The sequence below is a fragment of the Brooklawnia cerclae genome (genome assembly GCF_011758645.1).
Lineage (GTDB): Bacteria > Actinomycetota > Actinomycetes > Propionibacteriales > Propionibacteriaceae > Brooklawnia > Brooklawnia cerclae.
Map to the genome: position 1 here is coordinate 1,442,390 of NZ_JAAMOZ010000001.1, position 16,139 is coordinate 1,458,528.

General features: G+C 68.0%; 18 protein-coding genes and 1 riboswitch. Of the genes, 6 read left to right on the forward strand and 12 right to left on the reverse strand.

Translation table 11 applies throughout. The features are described 5' to 3' along the window. Positions 1-221 precede the first annotated feature (221 nt). The 6 genes from FB473_RS06640 to FB473_RS06665 form a co-directional block, all read right to left on the reverse strand. Positions 222-1,514: an alpha/beta fold hydrolase gene (locus FB473_RS06640; RefSeq protein WP_167165798.1), complete on the reverse strand. Its 1,293-nt coding sequence runs from the start codon at positions 1,512-1,514 to the stop codon at positions 222-224. Positions 1,515-1,636: 122 nt separating this feature from the next. Next, positions 1,637-2,335, reverse strand: a complete 699-nt coding sequence (locus tag FB473_RS06645; protein WP_341770060.1) for a response regulator — start codon at positions 2,333-2,335, stop codon at positions 1,637-1,639. 11 nt (positions 2,336-2,346) lie between these two features. Then, positions 2,347-3,510, reverse strand: coding sequence for an FtsX-like permease family protein (locus FB473_RS06650; RefSeq protein WP_167165802.1), 1,164 nt, complete (start codon positions 3,508-3,510; stop codon positions 2,347-2,349). Then, positions 3,507-4,154 carry an ABC transporter ATP-binding protein gene (locus FB473_RS06655; protein ID WP_167165804.1) on the reverse strand — a complete coding sequence of 216 codons (648 nt, stop codon included), beginning with the start codon at positions 4,152-4,154 and terminating at the stop codon, positions 3,507-3,509. Before FB473_RS06655 ends, FB473_RS06650 begins: the two co-directional genes overlap by 4 nt. Continuing rightward, positions 4,151-5,047 (reverse strand): peptidoglycan-binding domain-containing protein, encoded by an 897-nt coding sequence (locus tag FB473_RS06660; protein WP_167165806.1) that lies wholly within the window; start codon positions 5,045-5,047, stop codon positions 4,151-4,153. Before FB473_RS06660 ends, FB473_RS06655 begins: the two co-directional genes overlap by 4 nt. A 199-nt stretch (positions 5,048-5,246) precedes the next feature. Next, on the reverse strand, positions 5,247-5,663 hold the full coding sequence (locus tag FB473_RS06665; protein WP_167165807.1) for a hypothetical protein: 417 nt from the start codon (positions 5,661-5,663) through the stop codon (positions 5,247-5,249). Between the two features lie 733 nt (positions 5,664-6,396). Here FB473_RS06665 and FB473_RS06670 point away from each other — a divergent pair. The 3 genes from FB473_RS06670 to FB473_RS06680 all read left to right on the forward strand — a co-directional run bounded on the left by FB473_RS06670 (position 6,397) and on the right by FB473_RS06680 (position 8,337). Beyond that, complete coding sequence (locus FB473_RS06670) at positions 6,397-6,621, forward strand: hypothetical protein (protein ID WP_167165809.1); 225 nt, start codon at positions 6,397-6,399, stop codon at positions 6,619-6,621. Positions 6,622-6,826: 205 nt separating this feature from the next. Next, positions 6,827-7,840, forward strand: a complete 1,014-nt coding sequence (locus tag FB473_RS06675) for a zinc-dependent alcohol dehydrogenase family protein (protein ID WP_167165811.1) — start codon at positions 6,827-6,829, stop codon at positions 7,838-7,840. 44 nt (positions 7,841-7,884) lie between these two features. Next, the gene (locus FB473_RS06680; protein WP_167165813.1) at positions 7,885-8,337 is read left to right on the forward strand and encodes a hypothetical protein; all 453 of its coding nucleotides are present in this window, start codon (positions 7,885-7,887) and stop codon (positions 8,335-8,337) included. Positions 8,338-8,366: 29 nt separating this feature from the next. Here FB473_RS06680 and FB473_RS06685 read toward each other — a convergent pair whose 3' ends face one another. Then, entirely contained in the window at positions 8,367-9,830 is a 1,464-nt protein-coding gene (locus FB473_RS06685) for a carboxylesterase/lipase family protein (RefSeq protein WP_167165815.1), read from the reverse strand. A gap of 279 nt (positions 9,831-10,109) precedes the next feature. Continuing rightward, the gene (locus FB473_RS18580) at positions 10,110-10,400 is read right to left on the reverse strand and encodes a cysteine hydrolase family protein (protein WP_208390461.1); all 291 of its coding nucleotides are present in this window, start codon (positions 10,398-10,400) and stop codon (positions 10,110-10,112) included. Between FB473_RS18580 and FB473_RS06695 the strand changes: the two genes are divergently transcribed. Next, positions 10,359-10,904 carry an MOSC domain-containing protein gene (locus FB473_RS06695; protein ID WP_167165818.1) on the forward strand — a complete coding sequence of 182 codons (546 nt, stop codon included), beginning with the start codon at positions 10,359-10,361 and terminating at the stop codon, positions 10,902-10,904. The genes FB473_RS18580 and FB473_RS06695 overlap by 42 nt on opposite strands. Before the next feature lie 40 nt (positions 10,905-10,944). On the opposite strand, the gene thiD is transcribed toward FB473_RS06695, so the two are convergent. The 3 genes from thiD to thiM all read right to left on the reverse strand — a co-directional run bounded on the left by thiD (position 10,945) and on the right by thiM (position 13,870). After that, positions 10,945-12,378: a bifunctional hydroxymethylpyrimidine kinase/phosphomethylpyrimidine kinase gene (gene thiD / locus FB473_RS06700; RefSeq protein WP_167165820.1), complete on the reverse strand. Its 1,434-nt coding sequence runs from the start codon at positions 12,376-12,378 to the stop codon at positions 10,945-10,947. Beyond that, positions 12,375-13,043: a thiamine phosphate synthase gene (thiE, locus tag FB473_RS06705; protein WP_167165822.1), complete on the reverse strand. Its 669-nt coding sequence runs from the start codon at positions 13,041-13,043 to the stop codon at positions 12,375-12,377. Before thiE ends, thiD begins: the two co-directional genes overlap by 4 nt. After that, positions 13,040-13,870, reverse strand: a complete 831-nt coding sequence (thiM, locus tag FB473_RS06710; protein WP_167165824.1) for a hydroxyethylthiazole kinase — start codon at positions 13,868-13,870, stop codon at positions 13,040-13,042. The genes thiE and thiM overlap by 4 nt, the downstream gene beginning before the upstream one ends. Continuing rightward, positions 13,863-13,958: riboswitch (TPP riboswitch) on the reverse strand. (Overlaps the previous gene by 8 nt.) Before the next feature lie 88 nt (positions 13,959-14,046). Here thiM and FB473_RS06715 point away from each other — a divergent pair. Then, positions 14,047-14,808, forward strand: coding sequence for a methyltransferase domain-containing protein (locus tag FB473_RS06715; RefSeq protein WP_208390462.1), 762 nt, complete (start codon positions 14,047-14,049; stop codon positions 14,806-14,808). 171 nt (positions 14,809-14,979) lie between these two features. Continuing rightward, positions 14,980-15,636: a DUF1345 domain-containing protein gene (locus tag FB473_RS06720; protein ID WP_208390463.1), complete on the forward strand. Its 657-nt coding sequence runs from the start codon at positions 14,980-14,982 to the stop codon at positions 15,634-15,636. 74 nt (positions 15,637-15,710) lie between these two features. Here the strand turns inward: FB473_RS06720 and FB473_RS06725 are convergent, their stop codons facing one another. Next, entirely contained in the window at positions 15,711-16,124 is a 414-nt protein-coding gene (locus tag FB473_RS06725) for a DoxX family protein (RefSeq protein WP_243863493.1), read from the reverse strand. Positions 16,125-16,139: the final 15 nt, after the last annotated feature.

Below are 16,139 nucleotides of genomic sequence, written 5' to 3' on the forward strand. Positions count from 1 at the left end.
ACTCTCGGGTCGCCGGGAGACAACCCTCACGTCGCTCGGGCGGGAGCACTCCGGCCAGGGCGCAACTTGGTTGAACGAACTACCAAGCGTCGGTGTTCACGAAGCTAACACCGGTTCCGCGTCCACGGAACTGTCTCTCAGCCGCCTAACACACGTGTAACCAACCGGTTGTACGGATGAAACACGCGCACCGGGCTTCCGTCCCGGGCGGCAGTCGCCTTCTACAGCCAGCGGCGTCCCTTGAGCAGGCCGATGAGGTGGTCGATCACAGCGGTGTCCATCCGCAGCCCGTTGTGCTCGTACTCGCTGGTCACCCAGGTGCGGCAGTCGGGGAGCAGCGCGGCGGTCTCCAGTGAGAACTCCAGGGGGACGTAGGCGTCACCGTGATAGACGGCGGCCGCGACGGGCACCTCGGCCCTGGCGAGCCGCTCGGGGAAGTACAGCTGATTCCATTCGTGATCGGCCAGCAGGTCGGCCGTCTCGGCGAACGGCTTGAGCTCGGAGTCCTCGGCGAACAGGGTGCGGTGGAGATGCTCGCCTCCCAGGAGCGTGACGTCCTCGCGGACCCGGTCGGGCATCGTCCGGTCGGCCGACCAGCGGGTGGCGACCCCGTCGGCATAGCTGGACTCGTGCAGCACCGCGTAGATCGGGTTGCGGCCCGCGAAGGGCAATGCCGCGGCGAGGTCGTGCGCGAAGGCCGATGACTCGTGATCGAGTTCCAGAAGATAGTGGATCTGCTCGATGCCGCCCTGCATGCCCAGCCGGTGGCCGATCGTGCGGAAGCGGTCGGGAGACACGAGGTCACCGTTCGGCAGGCTGATCCTGCCCTGCGCGCACAGCGCGCTGAGCTCACGTACGCGATCGCGGTCGTCCGGGAAACGACGGTAGAACCCCTCGGACTTGTCGATCATGATCTGCCAGGTGGCCGAGTAGATGTCGTCGATCGGGTGCCGGACGGCACTCAGCCCACCGGTCAGCAGCGCCCCGGCGAGCGACTCGGGGTGCACCGAGAGGTAGTGCAGCGTGGTGAAGCCACCGAACGACTGGCCCAGCACCGTCCACGTCGGCACCCCGAGGGCCTCGCGCACCAACTCGCAGTCGTTGACGATCTCGTCGGCGCGCAGGTGCGTGAGATAGTCCGCCTGGGCCCGGGCACTGCGCCCAGCGAGTGGAGCGGCAACCTGCGCCTGGGTTCCGCCGTCATCAGTGACGACGCCGGACGAGATGGGCGTCGACCGTCCTGTGCCACGCTGGTCGAGCATCACCACCTGGAAGTCCTCCAGCACCCGGGGGAGCCACGAAGGATTGGCCGGTATCAGGGTCGGACGAGGAGCTTCGGTTCCGGGCCCACCCTGGAGGAAGACGAGATAGGGCTTGCCGGCACCGCCCTCACCGGTCACGACGCGAGCGAACACCTCGATCGTCCCCGCATCGGGGTTCGCGTGGTCGAGGGGAGCGTCCAGGGTGAGGTCGGTCAGGGTCAGGCCGGGAAGGGTCGAGGTCGTCGTACGCACGTCTGTCAGGCTATGCCCTGGCAGGAGCCTCGACCCGGCTGGGTTGATCCACTGACGGAGGCCACGAAGAGCCGAGGGAATCAGCTACGCGCGGTTCATGCGCTGTGCGCGCCTCGGGATCGTCAGGAGATGACCCCGTTGCGGAACGCCCATGTGACGAGTTCAGCACGAGAGGAGAGCCCGAGCTTTGCCATGATCCTCTTGAGGTGGCCTTTCACGCTGGCAGGTTCGATGTTCAGCCGTCGTGCGACGGCTTTGGTGGAGGAGGGGCCATCGGCGAGGGCGCGCATGATCTCGACTTCGCGCGCAGTGAGCAGTCTGACATCCGGACTGATCGTAGAAGCCGGTCTTGTCGTGTGCGAGACGGCAGCGAGGACGCGCGGGGTCACTTGTGGTGAGATCATTCCCTCCCCGCGGGCTGCTGCGCGCACTGCGGTCGCATAGGTGTCGGGTGCACTGATCTTGAGCAGGAACCCGACTGCGCCCGCCTTGATCGCACCGAATACATATTCGTCGATATCGAATGCAGTGATCGCCAGCACCGGGATGTTCCACGGAGGTGCGGTGAGTATCTGTGTTGCGGCGATCCCGTCGCCGTCGGGCATCCGCAGGTCCATCAGGATCACATCCGGTGCCTGACCATGGACCGCATCTATCGCCTCGGGTCCGGAAGCAGCCTCAGCGACGACCTCGATGTCCGCGTAGCGCTCAAGCATGTGCCGCAGACTTATGCGTACGGACGCCTGGTCGTCGACGATCAACACCCGAGTCATCTCAACCGGTCTGCCGCGGCGGTTCACATCCGTAGCCGAGTTCGTCATGAGTGGGATGGCTACGGGACGCGTAGCTCGGTGAGCGGGTCGCGGCGCGCGGCGATCACGGCCGGTACCAGCGCGGCGATCGCTCCGGTAATGATCGCGAGAAGGACGAGCGCGAGGGTGAAAGTCGGCCGCGGAACTGGGAAGTGCATGACGATCATGACGGCGTGTGCCGCGAACGCGCCGACCGTGGCACCCCTCGTGACTACGGTGGTGGCTTGGGCGACAACGAGAGCGGCGATGAGTCGTTGAGATGCTCCGAGTGCGCGACGGCGTCCATAGTCCTTGCGACGGAGCGCGACGGAGGCGTAGAGGGTGGCGGCGACGAGCACCGCGCCAGCCGTGATCGCTCCCGCGAGCATGCTGCGTGAGTAGACCGAGAGTTGGTCGTCGATGAGCCCGCGCAGGCGCGCGAACGCTTCGGATGTCTGCGCGGACACCGCTTCGCTGTCCGTCTCGCCCAGGACGGAGGTAACGGCGCGGGCGAGCGGCGCGACCAGGTTCGGGGCTTCGGCGACCACGACGATCAATGTGACAAGGTCGGCTCGTTTTGTCGGGTCGGCCGTGATGGTGCCGGTCGCGTCGATGATGCCGATGGCCGACGGCTGCCGGGGAACAAGGACAACGGGATCGAGGAACTGGAGGTAGTCGGGTAGCTCCGCCGTGCCTGTGACGAGGACGTCGGCGTCATCGGCATCGCGTACCGGCCCGGCTCCGTCGACGAGCCCGAGTTGCTGCAGAGCCTTGGGGGTGGCCCAGGCGGTGGTCGCTCCGGACAATTCGGCGGACGCCGAGGGCAGGCCGATGGCCGCAGTGTCGCGGGTGGTGATGGTGCGGGCCGCGACACGGGTGCCGTCTGCGACCACCGCGGAGTGAACGTCGGAGGCCTGTCCGAACGCTCCGGCCCAGGCGACTCCATCCAGCGCGTCGATGCGGGAGAGCACCGCAGTGGTGACCTGCGCGTTCGGTTGGAGGCGGAGGATGATGGAGCGGGTGCCGGCGTCGTCGATAGAGGCGACGATGTCGGTCTGCGCGGCCACAGTGCGTCCCACCGTGAGTAGGACGACCATGACCATGGCGGCGGACACCAGCGAGGTGAACACGGACAGCGCTGGTTGGGAGCGCGCGACAGCGATCGCCTCACGGTAGACGGCGACGGCGTATGCGAGCGGGGTCATAGGGCGATCACCCGGGTACATCGTGAGATCAAGTAGGGGTCATGGGTTGCCACGACCACAGTGCCGCCTTCATGCGCAACGTGGTGGAGCACCTCGATCACAATTTCCGCGGTGGCGTGATCGAGGTTTCCGGTCGGTTCATCGGCAAGCACGATCTGGGGTGAGGCGAGCAGCGCCCGGCACAGCGCCACTCGCTGCGCCTGACCTCCAGAGATCTGTCCCGGCCGATGCTCGGCTCGCAGGTCGACACCGAAGCGCGCCATCAGCTCCCGTGCTCGAACGCAGGCGGGGGCGCGGGGTGTTCGACGATAGAGCGCGGTCTCGGTGATGTTGTCGAGCACGGTCCGGGTCGCGTCCAAGCTCGCGTCCTGGAACACGAAGCCGAACTCGGACGCGCGCAGGCGAGCCCGGTCCGTGTCGGGCAGGTGTGCGACGGGGATGCCGTCGACGAGAACCTCGCCGCTGCGGGGGACGAGCATCAGCCCGAGTAGATACATCAGGGTTGACTTGCCCGCACCAGAGGGCCCGGTCACCGCCACGATCTCCCCAGCTTCGAACAAGGCCGACCATCCCTCCAGGACGACGACGTCCGGCGAATAGGCGAAACCGAGGCCACGAGCCTCGAGACGCGTGACCACGGTCATCCCTCCCGTTCCGTGAAGGGCACGCGCACGCGCATCCCCTCGGGCACGCCCTCGACGACGCTCATCCCCTGGGCCGAAGCCACGACCGTCACCGAGTGCTTGGCGCCGTCGTCGCCGACGACGACCGCTACGCCGCTTGCGTCGGTAGACACAGCCGCCGCGGGCACCGTCAACCCCGAGGTGTGCGGCACCAACGTGATCTGTGAGGAGAACAGCGTCGTCCCACTCGTGCCCACAGCCTCTGCACACTCGTCCCCGCACACCGGGGCCGAGTCACCCGTGCCGAGCGTGGCGACCGCCGCACCGTTCTCGTCGCGCTCGACCCGTTCGATGACCGCGCCCCACGGCTCGGACGGCCCTTGCACGACGACTGCGGCATCGGAGGGCACAAGTTCTGCTTGACGGTCGTCGAGTGCGATGGTGAAACGCGGGGCCCCCAGGCCGGTGATCGCCCGCTCCCCGCCGGAGAGGATAGCCCCGGTGTAGACGGTGTCGGGATCGATGCGGATGCGTATGGGCAACTCGGGCACGAACACAATGTCGCCGAGCGCCACGGCACCACTGGGTTCGATCCCCTCACGGCTCTGCCACGAGCGCACCGCACCCACCGTGCCAACGTCAAACACCCCGTCCACATCCCCGGGCTCAAAGCCGACAGTGATGAGCATCTGTTGCAGTTGTGCCACATCGGGGCCGCTGGCGCCCAGCTGAAGATCGCGGTGCATCGGCGTGGTGCCCTGCGCGACATGTACTGGGCGGAGGTCGACGGAATACAGCTTCTGTCCCTGTGCCACTACAGCGCCGGACCTTACGTCGACGGAAGTGACGGTGCCGATCGCGCGATTGGCGACGCTGCTGGTTGCCTCCCACTCAGCGGAGGCGTTGAGCGTCAAGGATCGCGAGACCTCTCCTTGAGCCACCACTGCGGTGGTGTACGGCAGCTCTACGAGGGAGGCCTCTTCGGAGTGAAGCAACTCCGTCACCGCCCATCCGGCCACCCCGCCTACGACCAGCAGCAACACTGCGACGAGTAGAAACTCCGGCCGAGCACTCTTCCGTTCGGTCGGAGCGGGCAAGCTATGGGTAGCGGGCTCAGCCACGGCGCGGGATGAAGTCGGCCTGCGGGCAGGCGGCTAGCGGGTCCACGCCTGGCGAGGGCGTGGACCCGACGATCACTCCCCACGGGGTCCACTGGTGCCCGCCGATCGTGTCCTCGATGAACACCTCCCGCGACGGTGCCTCCTGCACGTCGTAGCCGAGCTCCTGCAGGCATTCCGCTTCAGTGAGCACCTTCTGGTACAGCTCGTCCCACGATTCCTGCGACCACTCGTTCACCGGAACCGCCGCATCTCGAATGGGCGCGTTGCACGCCGACCAATCTGCATTGAACTGACCTGTCTGAGAGGCATCGCCCTCGGACAGGAGACCACCGTTCTCCGACGGCGTCACGTCCCACCCCTTGTTCACCATGCAGTCGTAGACGTACCGATCCAATTGCTCTCCAGTCATGGTCGAGAAGTCTGAATTCTCGTACCCGGGGGTTGCCGAGGCCGCGCACCCTGTGAACAGGATCACCAAACTCAGCATGCTCGCAAAGATCAGACGCATCTCGCTGAGATCTCTCTCTAGAACCCGCAGCCGTATTGAGCGAACTCCACACTGTCGGACGTCGACACGGTCGCCGCCGTCGAATTGAGATAGGTTGACCGGAAAGTCGTCGTCCGCACATAGGATACCCAGCGCTGAGAGTTCCGTTGGGAACTGGAACCGGAATAGATGACGTGCAGTTGATCTCCGGATGAACCCAACATGGTCGCCACGTAGCTCGCACCACAAGCGCGGGGCTCATTCCAGACCTTCTCCCCGTACGCGTGGGCGGCGGTGGCGCTCCCGAACATCAGCGCGACAGTGGCGCCGGTCCCGATAAGTGCGTTTCCAAGCATTCTTTTTCTGTTCATGTCTTGTTCATCGCCTTTCTGTTCGTCGTCGCTGTCGGTAGCGAATTGTGAAGCCGACGACTCATTCGTATCGTGCCGATAACACACGTCGATAGCCCCAAAAGGAGTAATCCCCAATGATGCGGTCAGCCGGCGCGGATAGGGCGGGATGAGTTGTGGGGAAGGGCATCGCGAGGCCGAGGACAACTCGTTGGCACATGCTGGCGACCGCGGCGCGGGCGGCGGTACCGGCGAGCCGCTCGAGGACCGAACCCGAGCCGACGCCCAACCGGCGGGAGGGACCGATGAACATCCTGGTGCCCGGTTCCGATTCGCTCACCTCGGACCTCAACGACGGCGCCCGCGCCGACGTGATCCGCGTGGGGCAACTAGGCGCGGATTGTGGCCGCATGAATCTGGTCTCGATTCGGTCTGGTCGGAAGGCCCCGTCGTGCTGGCCTATGCGCGCGAGCGCTACGGCTTGCCGAACGGTGACCTCGACCGAACCGAACGACACCGTGCCCGCCTGACTGGCATCGTTGATCGGCTCGCGCAGCGCGCCCGGGATATCCCGATCAGATGTTCGACCTAACGGCCCAGCTGTGGGCGCAGGATGCCGTCTGGCGTGCGACGCCCGCCGTCGTCCGGCTTTCGCCGGATCGTAAGGGGGTGCCGGATCATGAGGGGTAATGGCCATACCTGTCCGAGTGCCCGGGAATGTGGTGGGCTGTAGCCATGTTCGGAGCCGTTATCCATGCCCCTGGGGACGTTCGCTACGAGGAGCGTCCCGATCCCACGATCCTGGAACCGACCGATGCAGTCGTCCGCACGGTTGCGGCCTGCGTCTGCGGCTCTGATCTCTGGCGCTACCGCGGTATCGCGCCGGTGCCGAAGCCGACGGCGATCGGCCACGAGTTCTGCGGAATCGTCGAGTCGGTGGGGGACGCCGTGACCGGCGTGGCGGCGGGGGATTTCGTCGTGGGTGGATTCAACCCGAGCGACAACACGTGTCCGGTGTGCCGCAAAGGAGCACAGGCGAACTGTCTGCACGGTGACCACTACGACGGATGTCAGGCCGAGAAGATCCGGATCCCGCTCGCCGACGGCACTCTGTTGAAGGTGCCGGAGCCTCCCGCCGACGACCTGATCCCGAGCATCCTGACGCTGTCCGACGTCATGTGCACCGGGTGGCATGCGGCGGTGAGCGCTGGTGTCGGCCCGGGCACCAGTGTCGCGGTGGTGGGCGACGGCGCCGTCGGCCTGTCTGCAGTGCTCGCAGCCCGTCAACTGGGGGCTTCCACGGTGATCGCGATGAGCAGGCACGCCGATCGGCAGGCGGTGGCGGTCGGGTTCGGGGCGAGCCATGTCGTCGCGGAGAGGGACGAGGCGGGCGCTGCTGCCGTGAAGGAACTCACCGAGGGAATCGGCGCGGATTGCGTGCTGGAGTGCGTGGGCACCGAGGGCGCTCGGTTGCAGGCCGCCGCGTGTGTTCGTGACGGTGGGAACATCGGCCTGGTCGGGGTGCCACACGGGGAACTGCCGCTGGGTGGATTGTTCTGGCGGAACGTCGGGATCAAGGGTGGCCCTGCTCACGTCCGGTCGTATCTGCCGCACTTGCTCGATCTGGTGCTCACACGCGCGATCAACCCCGGTGTGGTGTTCGATCTCGAACTTCCGTTGAGCCGGGTCGCCGAGGCCTACGCCGCGATGGACGAACGCCGCGCCATCAAGGTTTTGCTGCGGCCCTGATCCCACGGCGACCAGATGAACCGCTGACCAGCGACAATGGGGCCATGAAGAGGCCACACGCGCGTGTACTCCTCCGGGTCGCCATCGTCGGTGTTGTCGTCGTCCTGGCGGTGTGGCTGCTGATGACGTGGACCGGACTGGCCTTCTGGAACACGAAGAAGGTGCCCTACACCACCGCATCGGTGACCCTCACCAGAGGAACCTGGCTGCTCGTCGACTTCGGGGTTATCAACTCGTCCGTCGGGGACGACTGGGTGCTCGTCTCCGAGCCCGACCCTGACGTGCTGGGGGAGCCGAAGACCGAAGGCGAGTATCTCGGCGAGAAGGGAAGCACCGGAGGCCGGAACACGCGCCTGTACAGGTTCGCCACGGTCGGGCCGGGCACGGCGGTCCTCGACTTCGAATACCGTTTCCGCGGCAATGTGCCCGATGACCAGGCGGAGCGGAAGACCGCGCACATCGTCGTGGATGTGGAGCCTCGCTGGCCGTTCCGGTGATGCGGGACGCGGTGCACCCGGGCCTCGCGTCACCCCAGTAGTGGGGCGATCTCCGCGTAGCCGTCGTCCACCACGCCGACCGGGTCGGTGCTGCCCCCGATCAGGGCGACTCTGCGATGCTGCTCGTCCCATGCCGGCCAGTCGGGGCCGTCGCCGCGGACGAGGGCGAGGGCGGCGCCGTGGAGCGCGCTCGCCAACTCTCGCGGCGGGGCATCCCCGGTGAGCGCCGGCACATGGCCCTCGTCGAGGACATCCCAGAAGAACGGCAGATCGAGGCAGTGGATCGCGCCGCCCTTCGTCGGTGATTTCCACGCGAACCGATAGGCGCGAGTGGATGCGCCACCGGCCAGACGAGCCCGGGCCACGCCGACGACCAGTCGCCGGAAGACACGGTCGGTGACGTCCTGGTCGAGCACCGCCTCGGCTCCTTCGACCCCGGACTGCCGCTGAGCGTCGCGGTAAGCGCGCAACTCATGCCCATGCAGACCGGTGGCACGCAGGACGAGGCCGGACGGCACGAAGTGCAGCCAGGACGGGAGCGACTCCGCCGGGAGAACAATTTCGTTGTCGTTCGAGCCGATGACGAGGGTTGCCTGGCTTCCGACACCGTGGGACAGGGCGTCGAGTGTCGGCTCCGGCACGAGGTCGCCGTCGACGACCGGCGAATACGACGGGGAACGCTCGATGAGCGCCGACAAGGGGGTGCCGTGCGGACGCGCAGCGGCCATCTGCTCGGCGAGCACCCGGTGCTCGGGGACGGAGGCCAGCCCGTCCCGGGTCGCCGCGACCCCCAGCCGTTCGGCGAGCCGGACGGCCGCGTCCTCGGCCTCCGCCAGATCACGCACCGGCAGCGCGGGCGAACTAGCCCACACGGCGCGGAACAGCGACTGCGCGGCGGGCATCCCCAGCAGGGTCAGTACAGCCCCGCCACCGGCGGACTGCCCGGCGAGCGTCACTCGTCCAGGGTCACCGCCGAACGCCGTGATGTGCTCCTGCACCCATTCGAGGGCGAGCAGCCAGTCGCGTACGCCGCGGTTCGCCGGTGCGCCGGGGATCGCTCCGAACCCGTCGAAGCCAAGACGGTAGGAGATCACCACGGTGACGACGCCACCACGGGCGAAGGCGGCGCCGTCATACCACGGGCTCGCGGGCGAGCCGCCGATGTAACCCCCGCCGTGAATCCACACCATCACCGGCAGGCGCGCTGCGGGATCCACTGCGGGTGTGTACACCGAAACGGTGAGTACGTCGTCCCCGGGCACTGCCAGCTCGGGGACAAGGCCGGGGGTGGCCTCGCGCAGTGGGGTCGGGCCGGGGCGGGTCGCGGGTCGCACCCCATCCCAGGGACGGGCCGGCACGGGAGGCAGGAAACGGAGCGGGCCGACGGGCGGTTCCGCGAAGGGGATACCGAGAAACGCGTCATGCCCCTCGCGATGCACGCCGAGGACGCGGCCACTGGGTGTCGTCACGATCGGATCGTCCTGTTCGGCCATGAGATTCCCTTCCCTCGGTCAACTCAGGAGGCGTGGTGAGTTGCTGCAAGCGTAGGAGGGGATTCGGGAACGCGTCCGTCGTACTCGCGATCGTCGACCGTGGGCGCGTGGCACGAGGTCAGCCGCGGCTCGTGTTCCGCGCCCTCGAACGCAGGTGGCGGAGCATGCGTGCGTCGACGAAGCCCACGGCGTTCGCGGCGGATTCGACCGTGGCGCCGGAGGCGATGAGACCATCGCGCAGGCGATCTGGGACGCACTGTTCGGTCTGGATGCCCGCGATCACGAGATCGGTCGCCCCGGCCGTTGCAGGTGCTGGGCGAGGTTGGTGGTCGTGAACGCGTTGCGTGAGGTCTTCGTCACCACGACGTCGCCGGGGTCCGCCGCGAGACCGTCCATGAGGCGCACAAACCCGGACGCCGGATCGAACGCGCTGCCGGTGCCCGGTTCGGCATGCAGCACCCACGCCACTTCGTGGCCGAGCGCTCGGGCCGTACCGACCAGCCGGTCCGCTCGCCTACACTCACCCCCATGGGTCAGTTGCTCGCCGCGTGCGTCGTCCGCAGGCTTCACGACGATCCCGGCAAGGTCGGCACGACGGCGATCGACAAGGGTCCGGTCGAGGGGCCGGTGAAGGTCGGCACGCTCGGGCTCTACGCCGACGTCCAGGCCGACCGTCGGCACCACGGCGGCGAGTCACAGGCGGTCTATGCCTACGCGGACGAGGACGCCGCATGGTGGGCGTCCGAGTTGGGCCGCGACATCCCGCCCGGCTACTTCGGCGAGAACATCCGGGTGGCGGGCCTGGAGGTCTCGAATGCGATCGTCGGGACGCGATGGCTCATCGGTGGGTCGGTCGAACTCGAGGTGACCAAACCGCGCACGCCGTGCATGACCTTCGCACGGTGGATCGGGGAGGACGGCTGGGTACGGCGCTTCTCGGATGCCCGGCGGCTCGGGACCTACCTGCGCGTGGTCCGGACGGGAAGCATCAGCGCCGGTGACGCCGTCGAGGTCGTCCACATCCCCGAGGGTGCGCCGACGATCCTCGATCTCTACGACGGCGTGAAGGGCTGAGCACGCCTCGCTTCTGCGAGTCGGCACCGGGGTGGTTCGATCAGGACCGGCGCGTCGGAGCGAGGAAGAAGTCCAGTTCGTGGCGCATGGAGCGCTCGAATCCTGCCCGCATCCGTGCGCGCTGCTCGATGCCCGCGTCCTGGGCGGCCCGGTCGGTGATGGCGATGGCAGTTCTTGTCGCCTCGTCGAAGGCGGGATCCGCATAGGTGCGGAGCCAGTCGTGGTACGGGTGTGCCGCGTGGTCGGACGACACCATCCGCCGTCCGAGGTCGGCGTACAGCCAGAAACACGGCAACAGTGCCGCGACGATCTCGGCGTAGGCGCCGGTGCCGGCGACGGCATGCAGGTGGTTGGTGTAGGCCAGCGTCGTCACGCCCGGTTCGTGCACGGCGCCGTCGAGGTAGGAGCGGTGCAGCTGGGTCTCGGTGGTCAGAGCGTTCTGGGCGCATTGTGCCCAGAACGCCTGTTCGGTGATCGTGGGCGCCAGCGCGCTGGCCCGTGCGAGCACCCGGGAGTAGTCCGCGAGGTAGAGGGCGTCCTGTGCCAGATACCACCGGAACCGGGCTTGATCGAGTGAACCGTCCTGGAGGCCGCGGATGAACTCGCACTCGTCGACCCGGGCACGGACGTCGTTCGTCAGCGCCCAGACGCCGTCGCACCAGCCCGCACCGGGCAGGTGCGGGCGAAGCTCGTGGAAATGATCGACGGGTCCGTTCCCGTGCCCGACGTGGAGGCTCTCACCGTGCTCGATCGCCCCGACGAGCCAGGCCTTCGCCCGGACGAGCGCGTCCGGCCACGACAGCCCGGACGCTGCGAGGGTGGCCATCGCCGACGACAGGGAACAGCCGGTGCCATGGGTGGTGCTGGTGGGGACCCTCCGGCCGACGATCGTGGTCGTCCCGCTCGCGGTGACGATCGCGTCCGGGCAGTCGTCCGACGGAAGGTGGCCCCCCTTGAGCAGCACGGTCGTGCCGCTGCTCGACGCGAGCCCGGTCGCCTGGACGACGGCCTCGTCCCAGGTGGTCGCGGGCGTGGCGCCGGCCAGGACGGCGAGCTCGGGGATGTTGGGGGTGATCAGGTCGACCCGGGTGCACAGATCACGGATCGCATCCGTGGCCCGGCGGTCGATGAGCGCATCGCCGCTGGTGGCGACCATGACCGGGTCGAGGACGATGATCGGCGGTCTGGTGCGTGACAGCCAGTCCGAGACGACGGCGATCAGCGGGGCCGAATGGAGCATGCCCAGCTTGACCGCGTCGATCCGGACGTCGTCGCTCACCGCCTCGAGCTGCTCGGTCAGGAACTCCACCGGCGGCACGTGCACGGCTCGGACGCCCTGGGTGTTCTGCGCGACGAGCGCTGTCACGACGGCCATGCCGTAGCCGCCGAGCGCTCCGATCGACTTGAGATCGGCGTGGATGCCGGCCCCGCCCGTCGGGTCGGTGCCGGCGATGCTCAGCACGCGCGGGATCATCGCGGAACCGCCTGCGCTGCGACCTGAATCCCGTCACGAAGATCCCGTGCCGCCCGTGTCGGGTCGTCTGCGTGGCAGATCGCCGAGACGACGGCGACTCCCGCGGCTCCCACCGCGCGGAGCACCGGCACGTCCGCCGGGACGATGCCGCCGATCGCGACACAGGGCAGGGGAGAGGCGGCCGCGAACGCGGCGAATCCGTCGACACCGAGCACCGGTGGATGGTCGGGTTTCGAATCCGTCGCGTGAATCACCCCGACCCCGAGATAGTCGACGGTCCCGGTCGGCATCGTCCTCGCTTCGGCCAAGTGGGACGCGGTGTTCGCGGTCCAACCGATCAGCGCGGTCGGCCCGAGCACTCTTCGTGCGGTGGTGGGCGAGATGTCGTCCTGCCCGACATGGACGCCGTCGACCCTGGCACCGGCATCGATGGCGGCGAGTGCCACGTCGACGCGATCGTTCACGATCAGCGCGGCTCGTCCCCGAGTGATCTGTGACAACGCGCATGCCTGGGCGATCAGCTGCCGCGCGCTTGCGTGCTTTGCACGGAGCTGGACCACCGTGACGCCGCCGGTGAGGGCGTCGGCGACGACGTCGACGAGACGCGGGAACGGGAGTTCCTCGTCGGTGACCAGATGAAGCCCGAGATCGAACCGCCCGGTCATCGCAGGGCCTCGATCGCCGAGGCATCGAGCGGATGCCGGACAACACGGCCGGGTTCTTCGAGCGAGGACGGCTCGAGTGCCGCAAGCGCGTCGAGGAATCCCACGGCGAAGCTTCCCGGCCCGTCCGCGCGAGCGGCGGCTGTCTCCGAGGCCGCCGCGTACACGGCCGAAGCGGCGACGGCCGAGGACAGCGGCGTGCACACACCGAGGAAGGCGGCCATCACCGCCCCCAGCGAGCAGCCGCCCCCCGTCACCCGGGTCAGCAGGGCGTCGCCGCCGTGGACGCGGACGATCACAGCGCCGTCGGTGATGATGTCGACCGGGCCGGAGACGGCGACCACCGCACCCGACCGACGCGCGATCGTCGTGGCTGCCGCCAACGCGGTCTCGGGGGAGTCGGTCGCGTCGACGCCTCGTCCGCCTTCACCGGTTCCCGCGAGCGCGAGTATCTCCGAGGCATTGCCCCGGACGATCGCGGGACGACCGGCCAGCAACTGCGAGGCCAGAGCGGTTCGCACGGGCAGGACTCCGATCGCGACCGGGTCGAGCACCCATCGACGAGTGGCGGCGGGTACCTCGGCCGCTGCCGCGCGCTGCTCCGAGGTGGGTGTTCCGAGGTTCACCAGCACCCCGTCCGCGATCGAGGCGAAGAGCCCCGACTCGGCGGGGATGTCGACCATCGCGGGGGTCGCCCCGAGTGCCAGGAGCACATTCGCCGTGAAGCCGGTGACCACCGAGTTGGTGATGCACTGGACTAGGGGGTTGTGGGCGCGGAGCAGGCTAAGGGCCTCACCCGGTGATGATGTGGACGATATGACAGCGTTCATCGCTTGACTTCCCTTCGCGAGTCCTAACTCGATCAGGTTCTACGGGTGTGATCTCAGCCCCTGAACACGGGCACCCCGAATCAAAGCGTCACTCTAGCAGCCCTCGCACCACGTGGAGCGCGGGGCGGTGTGCCGGGGGCCTGTCGGCGGCGACCGGTGCGCCGTAGACTCGGCGCGTGGCCACGACGGAGGAGATGTCGAGATCGTTCGGCCGTGCGGCCGAGGCGTACGAGTCAGGCCGGCCTGACTATCCGCGGGACGCGGTGGAGTGGATGCTCGAACCCGTCGCGGGGGAGGGGTCCCGTGTCCGGGTCGCCGATGTCGGTGCCGGCACCGGCAAACTCACCAGGGCCGTCACGGCGTTGGGACACGATGTGGTCGCGATCGATCCCGACCCCCAGATGCTCGATGTGCTCGGACGCGTGGTCGCGGGTGTACGGGCCTTCGTCGGCTCGGCCGAGAGCATCCCTCTTCCCGATGCTTCGGTGGATGCTGTCGTACTCGGCCAGGCATGGCACTGGGTCGAACCTGTGACGGGTTCCAGGGAAGTCGCCCGGGTGTTGCGGCCGGGCGGGGTCCTCGGCCTGATCTGGAACATCCGCGACGGGACGACACCGTGGGTCAGACACCTGACCGACATCATGGGCGGAAGCCACGCGGAGCGCATGCTCGCCGCGTCCCCGCCGGAGGTTGCCGAACCGTTCGGAGTGCTCGAATCGACCCAGTGGCGTTGGTCCTGGCCCGTCACGCGCCGCGGGATCTACGACCTGGCCCATTCGCGCAGTTCAGTCATCACCGCGCCGGAAGCCGACCGCGCGCGCATGGATGCACAACTCGGTGAGCTACTCGGCGACCTCGGGACGACCGAGGATGCGGCCATCGAGCTTCCGTACGTCACGACGGCGTTCCGCGCCGTGCTCCCGGGCGCCCACGACTGAGTCCCCTCGTGGTGCTCCGGTGGCTGTTCACGCGGGCCGCGTGACCTCCCGCGGGTCGTGTCGCTTCCCGCGGGCCGTACATCACCTGCGTGAGTACGCGACGCCCGCGGGAGCCGGGGTCGCTGTTCCCGCGGGCCGCCTGGATACGCGGCCGCATCTACGCTGGGGCGTGTGAGCGAGCGAGCTTCGGCGTCCGGCATGGGGGTGAACCTCGCACGGATCGTGGTCATGGCCCTGGTGGGCGCCTGTACGGGGATCGCGGTCAGCAGGCTGCTCGACTGGCCGTTCGTGATCGTCGCGGGCTGGGGCGCCGGCTGCCTGGTGTACGTCGTGTGGGTCTGGGTCGCTGTGTGGGGCTTCGACGCCGAGCGGACGCGCAGTCATGCTCGGCGTGAGGAACCGGTGCGGGCCATCAGCGACGGCCTCATACTCTCGGCCAGCCTCGCCAGCCTTGTCGCGGTGCTGCTCCTGTTGCTGCACTCCTCCTCCCAGGCGGAGACGCGAGCCACCGCGGCGATCTTCGCCGTCACCAGCGTGGCGCTCTCGTGGGTGCTCGTCCACACCCTGTACGCGTTGCGCTACGCGCGGGAGTACTACAGCGAACCGACCGGCGGCATCTCGTTCAACCAGGCCGAGCCGCCCCAGTACAGCGATTTCGCCTACCTCGCGTTCTGCCTGGGGATGACCTTCCAGATCTCCGACACGAACCTGTCCAGCACGCGGCTGCGCAAGATCGTGCTGTCGCACACCCTGCTGTCGTACCTGTTCAACACGGTCGTGATCGCGGCCACAGTCAACCTGGTCATCAACCTCGCGACGGCGGTGTGACGGTCTCGGGTGCAGTGTCGCGTCCTGGTGCTCGGGAACGAGCCGGCTCGATCCCAAGGACGATCGACGCGGCGTCAGCCGAGGACGACGAGGAACCCCAGGACGGCGCTGACCACCGCGAGGACACCGAGCACGACGGCCGGGGTCGGCGCCTCCTTGCGGCGGAGATGCACCGCGACCGCACCCACCATGGTGATGGCGAGCCCGACCGCGGCCAGAGGCGTGAGGATCGGGGCAATACCCGTTGCCAGAGGAAGGACGAGTCCCAGTGCACCGAGGATTTCCGCCGACGCGATCAGCTTGATGACACCGGCGGAGAAGTCGTCCACCCAGGCCATTCCCGTGGTGCGCAGGGTCTCCCTGCTCCTGGTGAGTTTCGTGCCGCCGGCCATGAGGAAGGCGATCGCCAGCACGACATTGACTATCCACAACGCGATCTGCATGATGTGGTTCCCCTTGCCCTCGATCGCGGGACTGCACTGACGCATGTCATTCCAGCACAT